Origin of the sequence: Sphingomonas faeni (assembly GCF_024273235.1) — a bacterium.
Lineage (GTDB): Bacteria > Pseudomonadota > Alphaproteobacteria > Sphingomonadales > Sphingomonadaceae > Sphingomonas > Sphingomonas faeni_A.
Window position 1 is genome coordinate 13,607 of sequence record NZ_JANBVH010000011.1, and the last position, 18,021, is coordinate 31,627.

An 18,021-nucleotide genomic window follows, 5' to 3' on the forward strand; every position below is an offset into this window, starting at 1 on the left:
GGGGGGAGTTCCGTTCACCGCGATGCTAGGTGTTTTCCGACGCTGCGGGAGGACGCGGGTTGCCGCTAGTCCGGCGCTGCCGCCTCGCATCGTGCCGGCGGGTCGCTATGCCGAAGGAAATCAAGATGGCCGACCTCATGCCCGAACGGACGAAAGACCTGAAACCAGCCTCGGTCGCGCCCGCTACCGACTGGAGCGGCGAACTCGTCACGCGAACCGGTTACGCCTTCCATGTACGCCCGGCGGCACCGGCCGACGAACCGGCGCTGTCGGACTTCTTCACGCATGTCGACAAGGAGGATCTGCGCTTCCGGTTCCTGAGCGCGGTCCAGAAGGTCGGTCACGACCAGTTGCAGGCGCTGGTCGGCGTCGATCACGAGCGCACCGAGAATTTCCTCGCGATCGACGCCGGGACCGGCACGATCCTCGCCACCGCGATGCTGGCCGCGGATGCGACGATGACGCACGCCGAAGTCGCCATCGCGATCCGCACCGATTTCAAGCGGAGGGGCATCAGCTGGACGCTGCTCGATCACGTCGCGCGGTTTGCCGTCGCCAAGGGGATCAAGACGCTCGAGTCGATCGAGAGCCGCGACAATCACGCGGCGATCGAACTGGAGCGCGAGCGCGGCTGGACGGCATCGGCCTGTCCCGGCGACTCTACGGTCGTGGTGCTGCGCATGACGCTAGCGTGATCCGGCGCGTCCGATCGGCGGCACCGATCGGGCGCCGCGCTGCCAGCGGGCAACGACCTGCTTGGTCAGCTCCGTCACGACTATTGTCGCGGCGGTGGCGGCAAGGCAGAACCACAATGTCTCCCTCGAGACCAGCGCCGTCCCGAGGACCCCGCCCAAGGGTTGCCAAGCCATCGCCAGCAGTTGCAGCGTGATCGCGATGCCGATGCCGAGCAGCAGCCAGGGGTTCGAGAAGACCGGCTCGCGCAGGATCGAGCGGCGCTCGCTTCGCATGCACAGCACATAGACGTTCTGGAACAGCACCGTCATCAGCAATACCGCATTCTGGATCTCGGCGACCGGGCGACCGTCGCCGTGCATGCCGTGCACCAGGAACAGCGCCAGCCCGGTCATCATCAGCGCGGGCGGCACCATCAACGCGATCGCACTGCCATCGAGCAGCGGTTCGCCCGGCCGGCGGGGTGGCTGGCGCAGTTCGTCGCCTTCGCCGCGACCGAAGCCGAGCATCACGTCCTGCGCGCCGTTGGTGACCAGGTTCAGCCACAGCAGCTGCACCGCGGTCAGCGGCATCGGCAGCCCGAACGCGACCGCACCCAGGAACATGCCGATCTCGGCGATGCCGGTGGCCAGCAGGATGATGACGATCCGGCGCACATTGGCATAGGTGATCCGGCCTTCCTCGACCCCCGCGACGATCGAGGCGAAATTGTCGTCGGCCAGCACCAGATCCGCCGCACCGCGCGCGACGTCGGTGCCTGCCATTCCCATCGCCACGCCGATATGCGCGGCCTGCAGCGCGGGGGCGTCGTTGACCCCGTCGCCCGTCACCGCGACCAGTTCGCCGCTGGCCGCCAGGATCCGGACGATCTCCAGCTTCTGCACCGGTTCGATCCGCGCGAACACGCGTCCGTCGAGCACCAGCGCGGAAAGCGCCCCCGGCTGGTCGGCCAGATCGCTCATCTGCGTGCCGGTGACCACTTGGTCGTCGCGCACGTCGAGCCCGAGACCGCGCGCGATCGTCAAGGCGGTACCGGGATGATCCCCCGTGACCATGCGAACGCCGATCCCCGCCTCCGCACAACGCGCGATCGCCGCGGGCACCTCGGGACGGACCGGGTCTATCAGCCCGATCCAGCCGAGCAGCACGAGATCGCGCGGCGCCAGCGCGTCCGCTGCCGCCGCCGATCCGTCGGACGCGGCGACGGCGATGACGCGGTAGCCCTTGCCGGCCATCGCGATCGCCGCGTCGATGACCGACGGAGCGACCGGACGGCACATCTCCCGGACGACCTCGGGCGCCCCCTTGGCGAAGACGCGCACGCCCTCTCCTTCGTCGACCGCCACGCTCGAGAATTTGTTCGCGGGTTCGTAAGGAAGCGCGGCGCACCGGACTAGGGCCTGGAGCGCCGCCAGGTCGGCCCCGCCATCGCCGGCAAACCCGAGCAGCGCGGTATCGACGGTATCGCCGATCGCCACGCCGTCCGGCCCGATCGACGCCTCGTTGCACAGCGCCGCGGCATGCCGAGGCGCAGCAAGTTCGGCAGCATGGGTCGGCCAGTCCGCGCGATCGAACACGGTGCCATCGGCCAGCAGGATCCGCTCGACCGACAGGATGTTGCGGGTCAGCGTGCCGGTCTTGTCGCTGGCGATGATCGTGCACGCGCCGAGCCCCTCGACCGCCGGCAGCGACCGGACGATGACCTTGCGCGCCGCCATCCGCCGCGTACCCGCCGCCAGCGCGACGGTGACCGCGATCGACAGCCCCTCGGGTATCGCCGACACCGCCAGCGCGACCGCGAGCAGCAGGATCTGGTCCCCCGGACGCCCCTGAACGAACAGGACGATGGCGAACGGCACGATCAGCGCGATCGTCGCGATACTGATCTGCCGCGCGAGACGATCGAGCCGAAGGACGAGTGGCGGCGGAGTCGGGGTCGCATCCCGGAGCGACGCATCGATCGCCCCGAGCGCGGTGTCGGCACCGGTCGCCACGACGATACCGACGCCGCGGCCCTGCTCGATCATGGTACCGGCCAGCAGCATCGTCACGCGGTCGCCGGGCGGCGTGTTCGCGACTAGGTGCGCCGTCTCGGTCTTGGCGACCGCCACCGATTCGCCGCTGAACGTCGATTGATCGACGCGCAGGGTGGTACTCGACGAGAGCCGGATGTCGGCCGGGACTGCCATCCCGCTTTCCAGCACGACGATATCGCCGACGACCACATCGCGCGCATCGACGATCGACACTGCGCCGCCGCGGCGCACCGTCGCGGTCTGACCGATCATCCGGCGCAGCGCAGCGAGGCTCTGCACCGCCTTGCCTTCCTGCACGGTGCCGATGATCGCGTTGACGACGAGGACGACTCCGATGAACCCGGCGTCGGTCCGGTGCCCCAGCGCGAGCGAAATCGCCGCCGCCGCGATCAGGAGGTAGATCAGCGGACTGTTGAACTGTCGCAGGAACAGCAGCGGCAACGACGGCGCAGGCGGCGGCGCGAGCGCATTCGGGCCATCGCGGACGAGCCGGGCCGCGGCCTCCATCGGCGCCAGCCCGGCGTCGGTGGTGCCGAGCCGGGCCTCGACGTCAGTGGTCGACAGGGAATGCCATGCCGTGACGGGTTCAGTCGCGGATCGTTCTCGGGGCTCACGCTGCAACGGCCTGTCGAGCGGGCGCGTATCGAACGGGCGTTCGACGTTCATGAACCGCCTGCCTCTATGAGCGTGACCGCAGTGCCCGTGCCGGCGCTGGCAAGCGTCTCGCGTGTCACCAACAGGGTCGTGCCCGGGGTCAGCACGGTCGCGAGCTGGGCGCGGAACCCGTCGGGCAGATGCCCCTTGGCGCGGTCCGCCGGCGTCAGTTCCGCCGCCTGCGTGGCGCTGGGGGGCGGATCGCCGGGCAGCGGCAGGCGAAGCCAATGCTCGCCGGTTGCATCGATCGACTGGAGCGTGAACGCCGCGGTCCGCTCGATCGGACCATCGATGGCGATCGTGCTCGATCCGATCTCGATGCCGTTGCGCAGGACCACGATCCGCCGATCGCGCCCGCTGATCACGATCGAGACCGGCCCCGTGGGCGAGCGCGTGGGGCTCCAGACGCTGGCATCGGGCGAGGCCGGGACGTCGTCGGTCGTGGGGCCTGGCTGGAGAACGGAGGGCGTCGCCACGACGACGGGGACCAGCGCATCCTGCGTGATGACGACCGTGATGCCCATCCGCGTGATGCCGAACAACAACTTGGCGAACGCGATCGGCAGCCGGATACAGCCATGCGACGCGGGGTAGCCGGGCAGGTTGCCGCCATGCATCGCGATCCCGCCCCATGTCAGCCGCTGCATGAACGGCATCGGCGCGTCGTCGTAGATGTTGGACACATGGTCCGCGTCCTTCTGGAGGACGGTAAAGACGCCGGTCGGGGTCGCATGGCCCTTAGTTCCGGTCGACACCGTCGAAACGCCGATCGCCACGCCGTTGCGGTAGGCATAGGCCTTTTGCGCCTTCAGGCTGACGATGATCGTGACCGGGCCAGCCGGTGCGATCTCCGGCGCCCAGAGATATTCGCCGGGCTTGAGCGCTTCGATCCTGCCATCGCTGCTGGCGACGGGCGGTGTCTGCGCGACTGCGTCGATCGAGAGCGGCAGAGATGACATCGTCAGCACTGCGAGGGCCAGCGATATCCTCACGCCGGAATGGCCGCGTGACGCGCCGGGCGTGACGAACGTGGGTAGCTCCACGATCGTTTGCGGGGCCTATGATCGGGCACGCTGCCGAGTGCATGCGACGATAGCGCGACGAGGTGGAGGATCGGCCTCGACGAGGTCGCCGTGTCCGCGATTGGAGTCGTCGTCATGCCTGGTGTTCCCGGTGATGAGGCCTGCCGCGAAAGCCCCGATGATCGGAGCCCGATGGTCGGGGGCGAAAGGCTGGCGTCATCCTAGCGTTCGGCCCGATCGTGCATCACCGTCGGGAATTACGCAGGGTTTCCCGTCGAGGCCGGCAACACCCGATCCAAAAAAATTTCATGCGGAAATCTTGACGCTCGCGGGCCCAAAATTATTTTTGTCCTCGCCGGACGCGTTGATCGGTCCGGTGACTGAGGGCACCGGCTCTCCCGGTGCTCCTCGTGCTCAGATTGCTCATGAGGAGGATTTGGATATGAGGACGAACTTCGATTTCACGCCCTATCGTCGGTCCACCGTCGGCTTCGACCGGCTGTTCGACCTGCTGGAGGCGACCGCGCGGACCGAGACGGTCGATGGCTATCCGCCGTTCGACATCGAGCGCGAGAGCGAGGACAGCTATCAGATCACGCTCGCGGTCGCCGGGTTCCGCCCCGACGACATCGAGATCGTCGCGCAGAACAACCAGCTGACGGTCAGCGGGCGCAAGCCGGACGACCGCGACGAGGGTCGCTTCGTCCACCGCGGGATCGCGACGCGCGCGTTCGAGCGGCGTTTCCAGCTCGCCGATTTCGTCCAGGTACAGACGGCGAGCTTCGACAACGGGTTGTTGCGGATCGCCCTGAAGCGGGAAATCCCCGAGGCGATGAAGCCGCGCCGGATCGAGATCACCGGCGCCGCGGCGAACGATCGCGCGCGCGATGCCGAGGTCCGGATCGAGGATCACCAGGCGGACCGTAACGCCGCCTGATCGGCCTTGATGACCCAAGGGGCGGTTGCCGGCGAAGATGCTGGCAACCGCCCCTTTTTTCTCCGCGATGCGGCCCGCAGTTTGCGAGCCGCATCTGATTTCAGCGTGGCGGCGGCGGCTTGACGTAGATATCGGCGGCAGACGGAACGACGTGGGTCGGCCCCGACGAAAGCCGCAACCAGCCGCCGCGTAGGACAACTATCGCCGCGGCGGCCGCGACGACGACCAGCCCGAGTTCGATCTTGCGGAGCGTGTCGCGGTTGCGCTCCTCGGTATTCCACAGGCCCTCCCATTCCTCCTCGGAACGGGGCTCGTGATGGGCTTCGTCGAAGTCCGCATCGTAATCGCTGTGGTCGCCGTGCTCTATCACGCGCGGCCCCCTTCCGTGCGGGCGTTCGCAGGGGTGCGATCGTCCGCGACGAGCATCTCGACCGGGGTATCGCCGATCGGCCCGGGCGACTGATCCTCGTCGCTGTGCACGAACAGCCAACGGCCGAGCAGCCCGGCAACGGCGGCACCGGTCAGCGGTGCGAGCCAGAACAGCCAGAGCTGCGACAATGCCCAGCCGCCGACGAACAAGGCGGGGCCAGTGCTGCGCGCGGGATTGACCGACGTGTTGTCGATCGGGATCGAAATCAGGTGGATGAGCGTCAGCGCGAGGCCGATCGAGAGCGGCGCGAATGCTGCTGGAGAACGCTCGTCGGTAGCGCCGAGAATGACGGTCAGGAAGCCGGCAGTCAGGATCGCCTCGGCAAGAAACGCGGTCGCGGCGCTGTAGCCGCCCGGCGAATGCGCGCCATAGCCGTTGGCGGCGAACCCGCTGGCGACCAGGTCGAACCCGGCCGTGCCGGACGCGAGTGCCGCCAGCGCCGCGCTGGCGAGGATCCCGCCGACGAGCTGCGCGATGACATAGCCGGGCAGATCGCGCGCGGGAAACCGCCCGGCGATCGTCAGGCCCAGGCTGACCGCGGGATTGAAATGGCCGCCGGAAATGAAGCCGACGGCAAAGGCCATCGTGAAGACGGTGAGGCCGAAGGCGAGCGAGACGCCGACCAGCCCGATCGAACCGGGAACATCGGTGCCGGCTGCCAGTACGGCGGCGCCGCAGCCACCAAGGACCAGCCAGAATGTCCCGATCGTCTCGGCTGCCAGACGGCGCGCGGTCGCGATCGGACGGGGGCGCCGCGCTGCTCCGGCAGCGGCGCGAAACTGTGACGCTTCGGTCATCCTCTTATGCCTCGTACAGGACGCCTCGACGTGCGTCTCTGATCCTCGAAAATGGGGACGGCGGAGGCTTTGGCCATCCGCCGCCCTTTTGGGCTGAGCCCGTACGGCTTACCCGTACGGCTTAGCTTACCCGTACGGCTTACTTGCCGCGGAGCGTGTTGATCAGCGCGATGCCGAGGACGCCGGCGACCGCTGCTGCGGTGAAGGGGCGCTCCTTCGAGAACTGGCGCACATAGTCGACGAGCGGACGGATGTTGTCCTCGACGACGTCCTTGGCCTGGCCGACGGTCTTCTGCACGGTGCCGCCCAACTGATCCGCAACGCCTTCGCTCTTGAGCGCCTTGTCGCCGGTCGCGGTGCCGAGAGCTTCCTTGGCCTTGCCACCGAAATCGGTTGCTGCGCCTGCGAGGGTGTCGGTGTTCATGAATAGTCTCCTTGGTTGATAACAGGTTGAAAAGAAGTGATCAGAAACGGGGCGTGTCGGTAACGTCGCGGACGTCGTTACGATCCTCGAACGATCCGGATTGCGGACGGTTCATCGAATCCGTCGTCGTTTCTTCGCCGAGCGCACGCTCGGTGGCAGCGTCGTCGTTTGCCTTGGCGCCATCGAGCATCCGCTTGACGGCATTGCCGGCAGCGTCGCGACCACCCAGGCCGAACGCCAGCGCAAAGGCCACCGCGATCGCACCGAGCAGCAACCCGAACGCCAGGTTGATGATGTCGTCGGCCAAGCCCATGAAGCGCAGGCCGATCGCGGTACCGAGCACGATGATCGCGATCCGCACGACTGGTGCTGCGACGCGCGTGCCCTGGTCGCCGTTACGCTCGATGGCATGGGCCACGAAGCGCGCGATGACGACCGATGCGAAGATGATGATCGCACCGAACACGACCTGCCCGAACAGCGTCAGCACCTCGGCCATGATCTGCGAGCCATAGGCGAAGTTCAGCTGGCGGAAGGCTTCCATCAGGCCGAAGATCAGGATCGCGACGAAAGCACCGGTGCCGACCGCCTTCGACGGCACGAACGACGGTCCGGTCGTGCCGAGCTCGCGGTTCTCGACATTGCCGAAGATGCCGATCGACCCGATCGTCCGGTCGAAGCCGGTCGTGGCGAGGAACTGCGTCAGCAGACGCGACGCGAACTTGGCGATGACATAGGCGACGGCGAGGATCATGCCGGCGGCGATGACGTGCGGGATCGCATCGAGGATGATGCGCAGCATGGCGGTCGCCGGCTGCGAAATCGCCGCGATGTTCAGCGTGTCGAGCGCCGCGATCGACACCGGGATGATGATCAGCGCGAACACGATGCCACCGATGGTACGGGGCAGCATGGTCGGATCGCTCGGCTTGGTTGCACCGACATGCGTCGAGAAACGCTCGACATGGCTGGCCGTGATGACCGCCTCGACCGCCTTCTTGGCGACCTTGGCGAGCACATAGCCCAGGAAGAAGATCAGCGCGGCGCCGATGATCCGCGGTACCGCCTGGCCGAAGCCCTGCAGCATGTCGCCGAGCGGGCCGGTCGCGCCGGCGAGACCCAGCGGCTGCGTCGCGAGGAACAGCGCAATCAGCAGGACAACCCAATAGGCGGCATCGCCGACCTGCGCACCGATCGTGGTCGGGTTGCGCGGGTTGGCGTTCGGCTCGTTGGCGTGGATCGCGAGCGGCGTCTTGTTGACGAGCTTGGCGACGCCCCACTTCACGGCGCGGGCGATCGCCCAGCCGATCACCAGGATGATCAGCGCGGCGATGATCCGCGGCGTCCAGATTTCCACATAGCTCCAGGCTTGCGCCCCAAAGTCGCGGGTGTTCGATACGACCGTATCGCCCGCATAGGTTACGTCTTGCATGATTATATCCCTAAAAACCCTCTACGGGGCCTGATCCCGGAAGGTACGCGGCATCCTGCGAATGGACGCCGATGCCGCGCCCGACCCTGCTCCCTCAGAGCGGCGATGCCGGATCGGCGAGGATACCGCACGCAGCGGCGGCCTTGCCGACTTCGAGCGGTACCTTGGGATCCTCGACCTGCCCCGATACGCGGATGAAATCGCTCACGGTCAGGCGGCCCGGCGTCGTGTCGCCTTCGCGCGATGCCTTGGCGGCGCGACCGAGCTGCTGGAGCTGCCCGAGCGACAGGTTCGCCTCAAGCCGATCGCCGACGCACTGCGACTGCGCCGGCTGGAAGCCATAGCCCTCGAGCGAGGTGGCGATCTTTGCCGACGGGTTGACGCACGCGGACAGCGACAGCGCGCCGATGCCGATGGTGAGAACCCCTGCGATGCGTGCGAAACTACGATGCTGAGTCATGATAAGCCCCTGTCTTCGGGCGCCATGCGGTCTCCGTCCGATCGAACGTAAAACCCATATTTCCCAAACGCATAACCCGCGTCGGACAGGTTGTATCCCAGGTATTTAACACACCGGAATGGGGTTGTTTTATACTATCGGCCATCACGCCAAGGTGCATTTCGACGCCAGCCCGAACGCTGAGCGTTCGGGCTGGATCATCGGACGCCGCTTTACCCGTTGGCGCGGGAGGCAGCCTTTCTGGCGCGGGCCTGCTTGGCATAATGGTGGTGCGCGACCACGCAGCCCGCGGCGGCACCCATGACCGCGTGGCCCTTGCCCACGAAATGGCCACCGACACCGCCGGCCGCGGCGCCGCGCAGGCACCCCTTGGCGAGGACGGGCGAGGCCGACAGGACGAGCAGCGGAAGAGCGAACAGGGGAGCGAGGCGCATATCGGTTTCCTATGACGAAGTGTGGACCTGAAATACTGGCGGCGGAGGCGGGACGTTCCGTGAGAAATCGTTCATCTTCGAGATACTTAACCCAGCCGAGGCACCGTCAGGTCGCGACCCAGATCCGGTCGTGGCCGAGGTCGAAGATCACCCGCATGTCCTTGAAGGCCTTGAGCCCGACCGACGGGGTGGCACCGTGTAAGATGACGGCGTTCTTCAGGACCGCATGTCCGAGCGCGACGGCGCTGGCGGTGGTCGGCGCGGCCACGTCGGTAGCATGGACGAGATCGAGCACCGCAGCAGTCGGTGGCGCAGCGTCGAGCGTCAGCGGCACCGTCATCGAGCCGTCCGCCTGGTGCGTGACCGGGATCGCGGTCATCCCGCGTTCGGCACGCGCTGCTTCGCCCGGCAGCAACAGGCGGAGTTCGTGGTGCGGGAAGTCGATCTCGATCGGGTTGGCGTCGAGGATATCCTGGCCGATCCGCAGGTCCGCGCCTGCTGCCGGATCGGGTTCGACCGCGGCGATCGGCGCGTAGAGATACTCCGCGCGGATGCCGATCTTGACCCGGTCGCGGTGCACGATCCGATCGGCAAGCGTTGCGCCGATCGCCGAATGCGGCGCGCCCGGCACGATCGCGATCAGGGTGCGTGCGTTGTCGACCCTGCCGTGGAACAACAGGGTCGCCGCCATCAGGACGAACTTGCCGCTCGTCGCGCCGGTTATGCCGCCCATCGTTTACCCTCCCGAAACGCCGCCGCCCGCGGCCTGGAACAGCGCGACCGTGTCCGACAACCGCGCGGCGCGCGCCTGCACCGCCTGCGCGCGGGCCTGCGCGTCGGTGGCGGTGGCGTTGAGCAGCGCAGGCGTGCCGACATCGCCGAGCGCAAGCTGGCGGCGGACGAAGTCCAGCGCACGCCTCGACGCATTGGTCCCCCGCGTGGCGGAGTCGAGCGCGTCGGCATCGGTCCGCAGCCCGGTCAGCGCGTCGGACACGTCGCCGAACGCCTGGAGCACCGCGGCACGGTATTGCGCCTTGGCGGCATCGAGCGCGGCTTCGGCGGCGTGCTGCTGATGGCGGAGCGCACCGGCGTGGAAGATCGGCTGGGTGATGCCGCCTATCAACGTCCAGAACGGGTTGCCGCTCTTGAACATGTCGCCGAACCGTTCGGCGGTGCCGCCCGCCGATCCGCTGAGCGAGATCACGGGCAGGCGCGCGGCGATCGCGGTGCCGACATCGGCCCCAGCCCCTTCGAGTTGCGCGCGCGCGGCCAGCACGTCCGGTCGACGGGCGACGAGATCGGACGGAACGACCAGCGGCAGGTCTCGCGGCAAAGTGAGCGACGCGAGCGTCGGCAGCGGCGGCAGGTCCGAGCCCGCCGACCGCCCGATCAGTGTCCCGATCACCACCCGCTGATGCGCTTCGGCGCGCACGAGCGGCGGCAACGCGCCTTCGGCAGTCGCCAGCGCTGCCTGCTGCGTCGAGACGTCGGCGGCCCCGACCGCACCGAGCTGCTGACGCTTGACCAGCGTCTGGAGGATATCGCGATTGACCGAGATGGCCGTCTGCGCAGCGGCGATCTGCTCGGCGAGCGATGCGCGCTGGATCACCGCCTCGACCAGATTGGCGATCACCGTGGTCCGCGCCGCGGCAAGCCGCTGGCGCTGCGTCTCGGTCGCGGCGCGGGCGGAGCGGATTTTCGAGCGGATGCCGCCGAACACATCCGGGTCGTAGCTGACCGTCACCTGCGCGGTGTGCAGCGTATAAAGCTGCTGGTTCTGGTCCGCGACCGCGGGCGACAGCGCGTTCGAGATCCGCGTGCGTTCCGCCTGATAGTTCACATCGGCCTGCGGCAGCGCCGAGCCTGAGGTCGCCGCCCCCTGCTCGCGATATTGCCGCAACGTGGCCTCGGCCACGGCGATGTCGGTCGCATGCGCCTGCGCCTCGTCCACGAGCGCGTCGAGTTGGGCGCTGCCGAAACTGCGCCACCACTCGGCCGGGACCGCCAAAAGCGTGGTAGCCTGGGCCGTGCCGCTGGACGGTGCGAAGGTCTGCGCCGCGGGGGCCGGCGGGAGGCTGGCGTGCGCATCGAGATTGCGCGGGCCCATCGTGCACGCGCCGGTGACGCCTGCGAGCAGGAGGATGGCGAAACGCTTCATGCCGTGGCCTCCGTCTGGCCGTCTTGATGGGGATGATGGCCGACGTCGCGCCCGTGCGCACCGCGATCCTCGGGCGGCACGCGCTTCGAGAAGCGATCGATGAGCACCGGCAGGACGAGCAGGATCAGCAGCGGCGCGAGCGTCATCCCGCCGACCACGACCAGCGCGAGCGGCTTTTGCACCTGGCTGCCGATTCCGCTCGACAGCGCAGCCGGCAGCAACCCGATCGCCGCGACGAGGCAGGTCATGACGACCGGCCTGAGACTATGGCGGACTGTAGTCGCGAGCGCATTCTCCCGCCGCGCGCCCTCGTCGACCGCGTGGTTATAGGTCGTGACCACGAGGATCCCGTCCATCACCGCGATCCCGAACAGCGCGACGAAACCGATCGCCGACGAGATGCTGAACGCGGTGCCGGTCAGCGCCAGCGCAAGCACGCCGCCGATGATCGCCATCGGGATCGCCGAGAACGCCAGCAGGCTGTCGCGGATCGAGCCGAAATTCGCATACAGCAGCAGCAGGATCACCAGCAGGCTGATCGGCACCACGACCTCCAGTCGCGCGACCGCGTTGTTGAGGTTGTCGAGTTCGCCCGCCCATTCGAGGTGATAGCCAGATGGCAGGTGGACGGTCCGCTCGATCCGCGCATGCGCCTCGTCGACCGCACCGCCGAGATCGCGGCCGCGGACCGAGAATTTGATCGGGATGTAGCGCTCCTGATGCTCGCGGTAGATGAACGACGCGCCCGAGGTGAGCTTCACGTCCGCGACCTCCGACAGCGGCACCTGGATCGTGCTGGCACCATCGGGGGACGGCGCGCCGATCGTGATCCGGCGGATCGCGTCGATCGTGTCGCGCTGTTCGGGTTTCAGGCGGACGACGATCGGAAAGTGGCGATCGGTGTCCTTCTCGTACAGGTCGACGTTCGACTTGCCGCCGATCGCCGCGGCGACGGTCGCGTTGATGTCATCCGGCGTCAGCCCGTAGCGCGAGGCGCGCGCGCGATCGACGTCGATCCGCACCGTCGGTTGGCCGAGCGACTGGAACACGCCGAGATCCTCGATCCCGCGGACCTTGGACATCTGCGCCTTGATCTGGTCGGCGTATTTCTCGAGCGTCGTCAGGTCGGGGCCGAACAGCTTGATCGAGTTCGCCCCCTTCACGCCCGAGGCGGCCTCCTCGACGTTATCCTCGATGATCTGCGAGAAAGAGAAGTCGACGCCGGGATATCTGGCCGACAGCCGCTTCGACAGCTCCTCGGTCAGCGTCTCCTTGGTGACGCCGCTCGGCCAGGTATCGAACGGCTTCAGCGGCACGAAATATTCGGCGTTGAAGAAGCCGGTCGAATCCGTGCCGTCATCGGGACGGCCATGCGCGGACAATACCGCCTGCACCTCGGGATACTGCATCAGGATCCGGCGGACGCCGTTGACCACCGGCTGCCCCGCCTCAAGGCTGACCGACGCCGGCAGCGTGGCGCGGATATACATGTTGCCCTCTTCGAGATGCGGCAGGAACTCGATCCCGAGCGAGCGCACACCGACCACCGCGAGCAGCATCAGCAGCAGCGCGCCACCGATCGCGACGACCCGGTTGCCGAGCGCGAACGCCGCCGCCGGCTCGTAGACGCGGCGCAGCTTGCCGACGATCCACGTCTCCACTTCGGACAATTTGTCGGGCAGCAGCAGGGTCGCCAGCACCGGTGCGACCGTGAAGGTCGCGATCAGCCCGCCGGAGATCGCATAGGCATAGGTCTTCGCCATCGGCCCGAAGATATGCCCCTCGACGCCGGTCAGCGTGAACAGCGGCAGGAAGCTGGCGATGATGATCGCGGCGGCGAAGAAGATGCCGCGACTGACTTCCGAACTCGCGCCGAGCACCGCCGAGAAACGGCTGGCCAAAGTGTAGTGCCCCTTCCCGCTTTCGACGTGCGCGGACCGCTCGACCATATGGCGGAAGATGTTCTCGACCATGATCACGCAGGCATCGACCACGAGCCCGAAATCGAGCGCGCCGACCGAGAGGAGATTGGCACTCTCGCCCTGCAACACCAGGATCAGGATCGCGAAGGCGAGCGCGAACGGGATCGTCGCCGAGACGATGATCGCGCTGCGCAGATTGCCGAGGAAGATCCACTGGAGCGCGAAGATCAGCAGGATGCCGACCACCATGTTCTCCAGCACGGTGTGGATCGTCAGGTGGATCAGGTCGGAGCGATCATAGACACGGTCGAGATGGACGCCCGGCGGCAGGATGCCCGACGCGTTGATGTCGGACACTTCCTTCTGCACCGCGAGGATCGTCGGCATCGACTGCGCGCCGCGCTGCATCAGAACGATGCCCTGGACGATGTCGTCCTGGTCGTTGTAGCCGGCGATGCCGAGGCGCGGTTCGTTGCCGATGCGGACATGCGCGACGTCCTTCAGCAGCACCGGCTGGCCGCCGCCGGTGCCGACCAGCACGTTCTCGATCCCCGACACCGACTGGATCAGGCCGATGCCGCGGACGATCGCGGCCTGCGCGCCGAAGTTGATCGTCTGGCCGCCGACATTGCCGTCGCTCTTGCCGAGCGCCGCCAGTACCTGCGCGACCGTCACGTTGTGCGTGGCGAGCCGGTCGTTGTCGATGACCACGTCATAGGCGCGCAGCTTGCCGCCCCATCCGGTAACGTCGATCACACCCGGAATACGCTTGAACCGGCGCTGTAGGACCCAGTCCTGCAACGTCTTGAGGTCCATCACCGAATAGCCCTTGGGCGCGGTGATCTTGTAGCGGAAGATCTCGCCGACAGGGCTGGTCGGGGACAATGTGGGCTGTGCGCCTCCCTGGAGCGGGGGGAGCTGCGACAGGCGGTTGATGACCTGTTGCTTGGCCTGATCGTTGGTCAGGTCGTAGCTGAACTGGATCTTGATGTCCGACAGCCCGAACAGCGAAATCGCGCGGATCGCGGTCAGATGTGGGATGCCCGCCATGCCGACCTCGATCGGGATGGTGACGTTGCGCTCCATCTCCTCGGCCGACAGGCCTTGCGTCTGAGTGATGATCTCGACCATCGGCGGGACCGGATCGGGATACGCCTCGATGTTGAGATTGTAGAAGCCGACGCCCCCCGCCACCAGCATGGCGACGAAGATGCCGACGATCAGCAGCCGCTGACGCAGCGCGAATTCGACGATGCGGTTCATTCGCCGAGACCGGCTTCGTTGACGAACAGCGCGCCCGCGGTGACGATGCGCTCGCCCGACTTGAGTCCGGCGACGATCGCGACCTTGCCGTCCTGTTCCTCGCCGGCCGTGACGGTGCGCGCGACGAGCAGGCCGTCGGGCCGGACTACCCAGACGCGGGCATCGTCGCCTTCATGGATCACCGCTTCGGCGGGGACCAGCAACGCGTCGTCGCTGTGCGGGCGCTGGATCGAGAAGCTCGCGAACATCTGAGGCTTGAGCGCGCCGTCCGGATTGGCGATCGTCGCGCGCACCGGCAGGCGGTGGCTCTGCGGATCGAGCGCGGCGCCGACCAGGTCGATCGTCGCATGGAAGCTGCGCCCCGGCAGCGCGGGGGTCGTCACGGTGACGCTGTCGCCGAGATGCACCGCGCTGGCATCGCCCTCGGCGAGTTGCGCGATCAGCCAGACGCGCGACGGATCGGTGATCGTCATCACCGGCTTGTCGCCGCCCTGCGACAGATACTGCCCCGCCGACACGTCGCGGCTGGCGATCAGGCCGGAGATCGGCGCGTGCAGCGTCGTCACGTCATGGATGCCGGACACTTCGCCGACGCTCTCCAACCGCGCGATCTCGCCCTGCGACTTGCCGAGAATCGACAGCTTGTCGCGTGCCGCCCCCAGCGCCGCCTGCGCCGTACGCGCGGTCGCCTGCGCGGCGGCGAGATCGGTCTTGGCCTGCTGATAATCCTTCAGCGCGCCGCCCGCCGTCTCGTAGATCTGCCGCTGGCGATCCGCGGTACGCTCCGCGGTGGCGAGTTGCGCCTGCGCGTTCTGCGCCGCCGCCCGTGCCGCGAACAGCCCGCTACGCGCATCGACGAAATCGCTGGTCTTGATCAGCAACAGCGGCTGGCCTTGCGTCACATGCTGCCCGGCATCCGCGAGCACGCGCACCACCTGCCCCGAATAGGGCATCAGCACCGGCGTGCTCCGGTCGCCGTCGACGGTGATCGCGCCGCTCGCCAGCGTCCGCGCATCGGACGCGCCATAGCCGACGCGCATCGTCGTCAGCCCGGCCATCTGGTCCTTGGTCGGCCGGAACGTCCCGGCCGGCGCGACCGGTGCGGGCGCGGGCTCGTGATGCGTGAGCTTGCCGATCAGCGCGACGATCAGCACCAGCCCGACGATCACGGCGGCCGCGATTCCCAGCCAGCGCATCTGGGCGGATCGAGAGAGAGCGCGGGTCGGGGGGAGCGTTTCGGGTGTCGTGGATGCGTGCATAATCAGCCCCTTGGGGATTAGACTGGAGCCGGTAGCGTCGCTGGCTTACAGCGCGCTTACGGATGCTGCACCGCACCCAAACGAGGCGAAGATCGATGCGGGTATTGCTGATCGAGGACGACCGCGATCTCGCCCAGGCGCTGACCGCAGCGCTGTCCCCGCGCGGCTTCGCGGTCGATCTCGCGCGCAGCGGCGACGAAGCGGACGCCTATCTCCAGCACGGCGACTATGCCGCGATCCTGCTCGATCTGGGGCTGCCGGACGAGGACGGGCTTTCGCTGCTGCACCGGTTGCGTGGGCGCGGCGACACCCGCCCGGTGCTGATCCTCACCGCCCGCGGCGCGATCGACGCGCGCATCCGCGGGCTGAACGAAGGCGCCGACGATTATCTGGTGAAGCCGTTCGACGTCGACGAACTCCACGCCCGCCTGCTCGCGGTGCTGCGACGCCAGGGGGGCTATATCGGCCGGTCGCTGACGTGCGGCCGCCTGAGCTTCGATCTCGAAACGCGGCTGGTGCGGGTCGAGGACGCGGCGATCGCGTTGTCGGTGCGCGAAACCGAGCTGCTCGAACTGCTGTTGCGGCGCGCGGGCAACGTCGTGCCCAAGCGGATCGCGGAGGATCATCTGTTCGGGCTGGGCGGCGACCTCGGCTCGAACGCGGTCGAGGTCTATGTCCACCGCCTGCGGAAGAAACTCGACGATGCGGATAGCGGCGCGCGGATCGAGACGGTGCGCGGCGTCGGCTACATGATCGTGTGCAAGCCGTGAGGCCCAGGCTGCCCCGGTCCCTGCTGCCCCGGTCCCTGCTGGGCCAGTTCGTCGCGCTCCATATTGTCACCGCATTGGTCGCGACGATCGCGCTGTCGCTCGGCGTCGCTGCGCTGCTGCATAGCACCGCCGATCATTACCAGCGGCGGCTGCTCCGCCAGCAGGCGGCGATCGTCGCGAGCGCCCTGCCCTCGTATGCCGCGCTCCGCAGCGACGCGCTGACCGATGGCATGGCGATCGCGGTCATCGACCGGAACCGCGTGGTCCTGTTGGCAAAAGGGCCTGCCCGACCGCACGTCATCGCCGCGGCACCGCTGGATCGCGGCGCGCATTTCTTCCGCCGCGGGGTCGTCGAGGCGTACAGCCTGCCGACGCGAGGCGGGCGCTGGATCGTCGCATCGCAGGACAGCGCCGCGCCCGAAGTGGTCACCGACGACATCGTCAGCGCCTTCCTGAAACGGTTCGCGCTGCTCGTCCTGCCGATCGCCGCGCTGGTGCCGCTGATCGGCGCGCTGCTCACCCGGCGCCTCACCCGGCGGATGCAGGCAGTGTCGGCAACTGCGGCCGCGATCGGCCCGCGCACGCTCGACACGCGGTTGCCGCGCGGCACGCTGCCGTCCGAGGTCGAGCCGCTCGCCGCCGCCACCAACGAAGCGCTCGACCGGCTCGAGGACGGCTTCCGCACGCAGGCCGCGTTCGCCGCGGACATCGCGCACGAACTGCGCACGCCGCTCGCGGTGATCCGCCTGCGCGCGGATGCGGTCGACGATGCGGCGGTGAAGACGGCGCTGCTCGCCTCCGTCGACCGCGCCGCCCGCGTGGTGACGCAACTGCTCGCACTCGCCGATCTCGAACGGCCGGTCGAGGAGGACGGCGAACCACTCGACCTCCTCGCATTGGCCGAAACCGTGATCGCCGGTCGCGCGCCGGGAATCATCGCAGGCGGACGAACGATCGCACTCGAAGACCAGTCGTCGGACATCCGCGGCACCGGCTATCCGGGCGCCATCGTCCTCGCGCTGGAGAACCTCGTCGACAACGCCGTGCGTCACACCCCGCCCGGCACCGCGATCGTCGTCCAGATCGGGCCGGGTCCCTGCCTCGCCGTCACCGACGACGGCGACGGCGTCGCGCCCGACCAGCTTGCACGGCTGAAGGACCGCTTCTGGCGCGCCGACGGCTCCCGCTCCGAAGGTTCGGGAATCGGCCTGTCGATCGTCGACCGGGTCGCCCGCGCGCATCACGGCGTCCTCGACGTCGCGACCGGCCCCGGCGGCAAGGGACTGCGATTTCAGATGAGCCTGGGTCACCCCGCCCCGCTTTGAAGGTG

General features: G+C 67.9%; 16 protein-coding genes. 4 read left to right on the forward strand and 12 right to left on the reverse strand.

The genetic code is table 11. The features are described from left to right. Positions 1-125 precede the first annotated feature (125 nt). The gene (locus NLI89_RS07830) at positions 126-695 is read left to right on the forward strand and encodes a GNAT family N-acetyltransferase (protein WP_254686519.1); all 570 of its coding nucleotides are present in this window, start codon (positions 126-128) and stop codon (positions 693-695) included. On the opposite strand, the gene NLI89_RS07835 is transcribed toward NLI89_RS07830, so the two are convergent. Together NLI89_RS07835 and NLI89_RS07840 are read right to left on the reverse strand one after the other, a co-directional pair. Continuing rightward, positions 687-3,395 (reverse strand): cation-translocating P-type ATPase, encoded by a 2,709-nt coding sequence (locus NLI89_RS07835; RefSeq protein ID WP_254686520.1) that lies wholly within the window; start codon positions 3,393-3,395, stop codon positions 687-689. The two genes, NLI89_RS07830 and NLI89_RS07835, sit on opposite strands and share 9 nt — an antisense overlap. Continuing rightward, positions 3,392-4,426 (reverse strand): L,D-transpeptidase, encoded by a 1,035-nt coding sequence (locus NLI89_RS07840; RefSeq protein ID WP_254686521.1) that lies wholly within the window; start codon positions 4,424-4,426, stop codon positions 3,392-3,394. The genes NLI89_RS07835 and NLI89_RS07840 overlap by 4 nt, the downstream gene beginning before the upstream one ends. Before the next feature lie 421 nt (positions 4,427-4,847). Here NLI89_RS07840 and NLI89_RS07845 point away from each other — a divergent pair, with 421 nt between their 5' ends. Further along, positions 4,848-5,342: an Hsp20 family protein gene (locus NLI89_RS07845; protein WP_254686522.1), complete on the forward strand. Its 495-nt coding sequence runs from the start codon at positions 4,848-4,850 to the stop codon at positions 5,340-5,342. Between the two features lie 100 nt (positions 5,343-5,442). Here NLI89_RS07845 and NLI89_RS07850 read toward each other — a convergent pair whose 3' ends face one another. The 10 genes from NLI89_RS07850 to NLI89_RS07895 form a co-directional block, all read right to left on the reverse strand. Next, on the reverse strand, positions 5,443-5,712 hold the full coding sequence (locus NLI89_RS07850) for a hypothetical protein (RefSeq protein WP_254686523.1): 270 nt from the start codon (positions 5,710-5,712) through the stop codon (positions 5,443-5,445). After that, the gene (aqpZ, locus tag NLI89_RS07855; protein WP_254686524.1) at positions 5,709-6,569 is read right to left on the reverse strand and encodes an aquaporin Z; all 861 of its coding nucleotides are present in this window, start codon (positions 6,567-6,569) and stop codon (positions 5,709-5,711) included. The genes NLI89_RS07850 and aqpZ overlap by 4 nt, the downstream gene beginning before the upstream one ends. A gap of 139 nt (positions 6,570-6,708) precedes the next feature. Then, a complete protein-coding gene (locus tag NLI89_RS07860) occupies positions 6,709-6,993 on the reverse strand; it encodes a CsbD family protein (RefSeq protein ID WP_254686525.1) in 285 nt (94 codons plus the stop codon). Between the two features lie 40 nt (positions 6,994-7,033). Then, a complete protein-coding gene (locus NLI89_RS07865) occupies positions 7,034-8,425 on the reverse strand; it encodes a mechanosensitive ion channel (protein WP_254686526.1) in 1,392 nt (463 codons plus the stop codon). Between the two features lie 94 nt (positions 8,426-8,519). After that, a complete protein-coding gene (locus NLI89_RS07870; RefSeq protein WP_254686527.1) occupies positions 8,520-8,885 on the reverse strand; it encodes a hypothetical protein in 366 nt (121 codons plus the stop codon). Between the two features lie 212 nt (positions 8,886-9,097). Next, entirely contained in the window at positions 9,098-9,319 is a 222-nt protein-coding gene (locus tag NLI89_RS07875) for a hypothetical protein (protein ID WP_254686528.1), read from the reverse strand. Positions 9,320-9,425: 106 nt separating this feature from the next. Next, positions 9,426-10,052: a hypothetical protein gene (locus tag NLI89_RS07880; RefSeq protein ID WP_254686529.1), complete on the reverse strand. Its 627-nt coding sequence runs from the start codon at positions 10,050-10,052 to the stop codon at positions 9,426-9,428. Between the two features lie 3 nt (positions 10,053-10,055). Then, the gene (locus NLI89_RS07885; protein WP_254686530.1) at positions 10,056-11,477 is read right to left on the reverse strand and encodes an efflux transporter outer membrane subunit; all 1,422 of its coding nucleotides are present in this window, start codon (positions 11,475-11,477) and stop codon (positions 10,056-10,058) included. After that, positions 11,474-14,662, reverse strand: coding sequence for an efflux RND transporter permease subunit (locus tag NLI89_RS07890; RefSeq protein WP_254686531.1), 3,189 nt, complete (start codon positions 14,660-14,662; stop codon positions 11,474-11,476). Before NLI89_RS07890 ends, NLI89_RS07885 begins: the two co-directional genes overlap by 4 nt. Continuing rightward, positions 14,659-15,921, reverse strand: coding sequence for an efflux RND transporter periplasmic adaptor subunit (locus NLI89_RS07895; RefSeq protein WP_254686532.1), 1,263 nt, complete (start codon positions 15,919-15,921; stop codon positions 14,659-14,661). Before NLI89_RS07895 ends, NLI89_RS07890 begins: the two co-directional genes overlap by 4 nt. 95 nt (positions 15,922-16,016) lie before the next feature. On the opposite strand from NLI89_RS07895, the gene NLI89_RS07900 reads away from it, so the two are divergent. Together NLI89_RS07900 and NLI89_RS07905 are read left to right on the forward strand one after the other, a co-directional pair. Continuing rightward, a complete protein-coding gene (locus NLI89_RS07900) occupies positions 16,017-16,691 on the forward strand; it encodes a response regulator (RefSeq protein ID WP_254686533.1) in 675 nt (224 codons plus the stop codon). Then, entirely contained in the window at positions 16,688-18,016 is a 1,329-nt protein-coding gene (locus NLI89_RS07905) for a sensor histidine kinase (RefSeq protein ID WP_254686534.1), read from the forward strand. The genes NLI89_RS07900 and NLI89_RS07905 overlap by 4 nt, the downstream gene beginning before the upstream one ends. Positions 18,017-18,021 lie beyond the last annotated feature (5 nt).

Coding starts and splice junctions, on each gene's coding strand:
- NLI89_RS07830 (WP_254686519.1), top strand. CDS start 126: ATGGCCGACCTCATGCCCGAACGGACGAAAGACCTGAAACCAGCCTCG.
- NLI89_RS07835 (WP_254686520.1), bottom strand. CDS start 3,395: ATGAACGTCGAACGCCCGTTCGATACGCGCCCGCTCGACAGGCCGTTG.
- NLI89_RS07845 (WP_254686522.1), top strand. CDS start 4,848: ATGAGGACGAACTTCGATTTCACGCCCTATCGTCGGTCCACCGTCGGC.
- aqpZ (WP_254686524.1), bottom strand. CDS start 6,569: ATGACCGAAGCGTCACAGTTTCGCGCCGCTGCCGGAGCAGCGCGGCGC.
- NLI89_RS07860 (WP_254686525.1), bottom strand. CDS start 6,993: ATGAACACCGACACCCTCGCAGGCGCAGCAACCGATTTCGGTGGCAAG.
- NLI89_RS07865 (WP_254686526.1), bottom strand. CDS start 8,425: ATGCAAGACGTAACCTATGCGGGCGATACGGTCGTATCGAACACCCGC.
- NLI89_RS07870 (WP_254686527.1), bottom strand. CDS start 8,885: ATGACTCAGCATCGTAGTTTCGCACGCATCGCAGGGGTTCTCACCATC.
- NLI89_RS07875 (WP_254686528.1), bottom strand. CDS start 9,319: ATGCGCCTCGCTCCCCTGTTCGCTCTTCCGCTGCTCGTCCTGTCGGCC.
- NLI89_RS07880 (WP_254686529.1), bottom strand. CDS start 10,052: ATGGGCGGCATAACCGGCGCGACGAGCGGCAAGTTCGTCCTGATGGCG.
- NLI89_RS07885 (WP_254686530.1), bottom strand. CDS start 11,477: ATGAAGCGTTTCGCCATCCTCCTGCTCGCAGGCGTCACCGGCGCGTGC.
- NLI89_RS07890 (WP_254686531.1), bottom strand. CDS start 14,662: ATGAACCGCATCGTCGAATTCGCGCTGCGTCAGCGGCTGCTGATCGTC.
- NLI89_RS07895 (WP_254686532.1), bottom strand. CDS start 15,921: ATGCACGCATCCACGACACCCGAAACGCTCCCCCCGACCCGCGCTCTC.
- NLI89_RS07900 (WP_254686533.1), top strand. CDS start 16,017: ATGCGGGTATTGCTGATCGAGGACGACCGCGATCTCGCCCAGGCGCTG.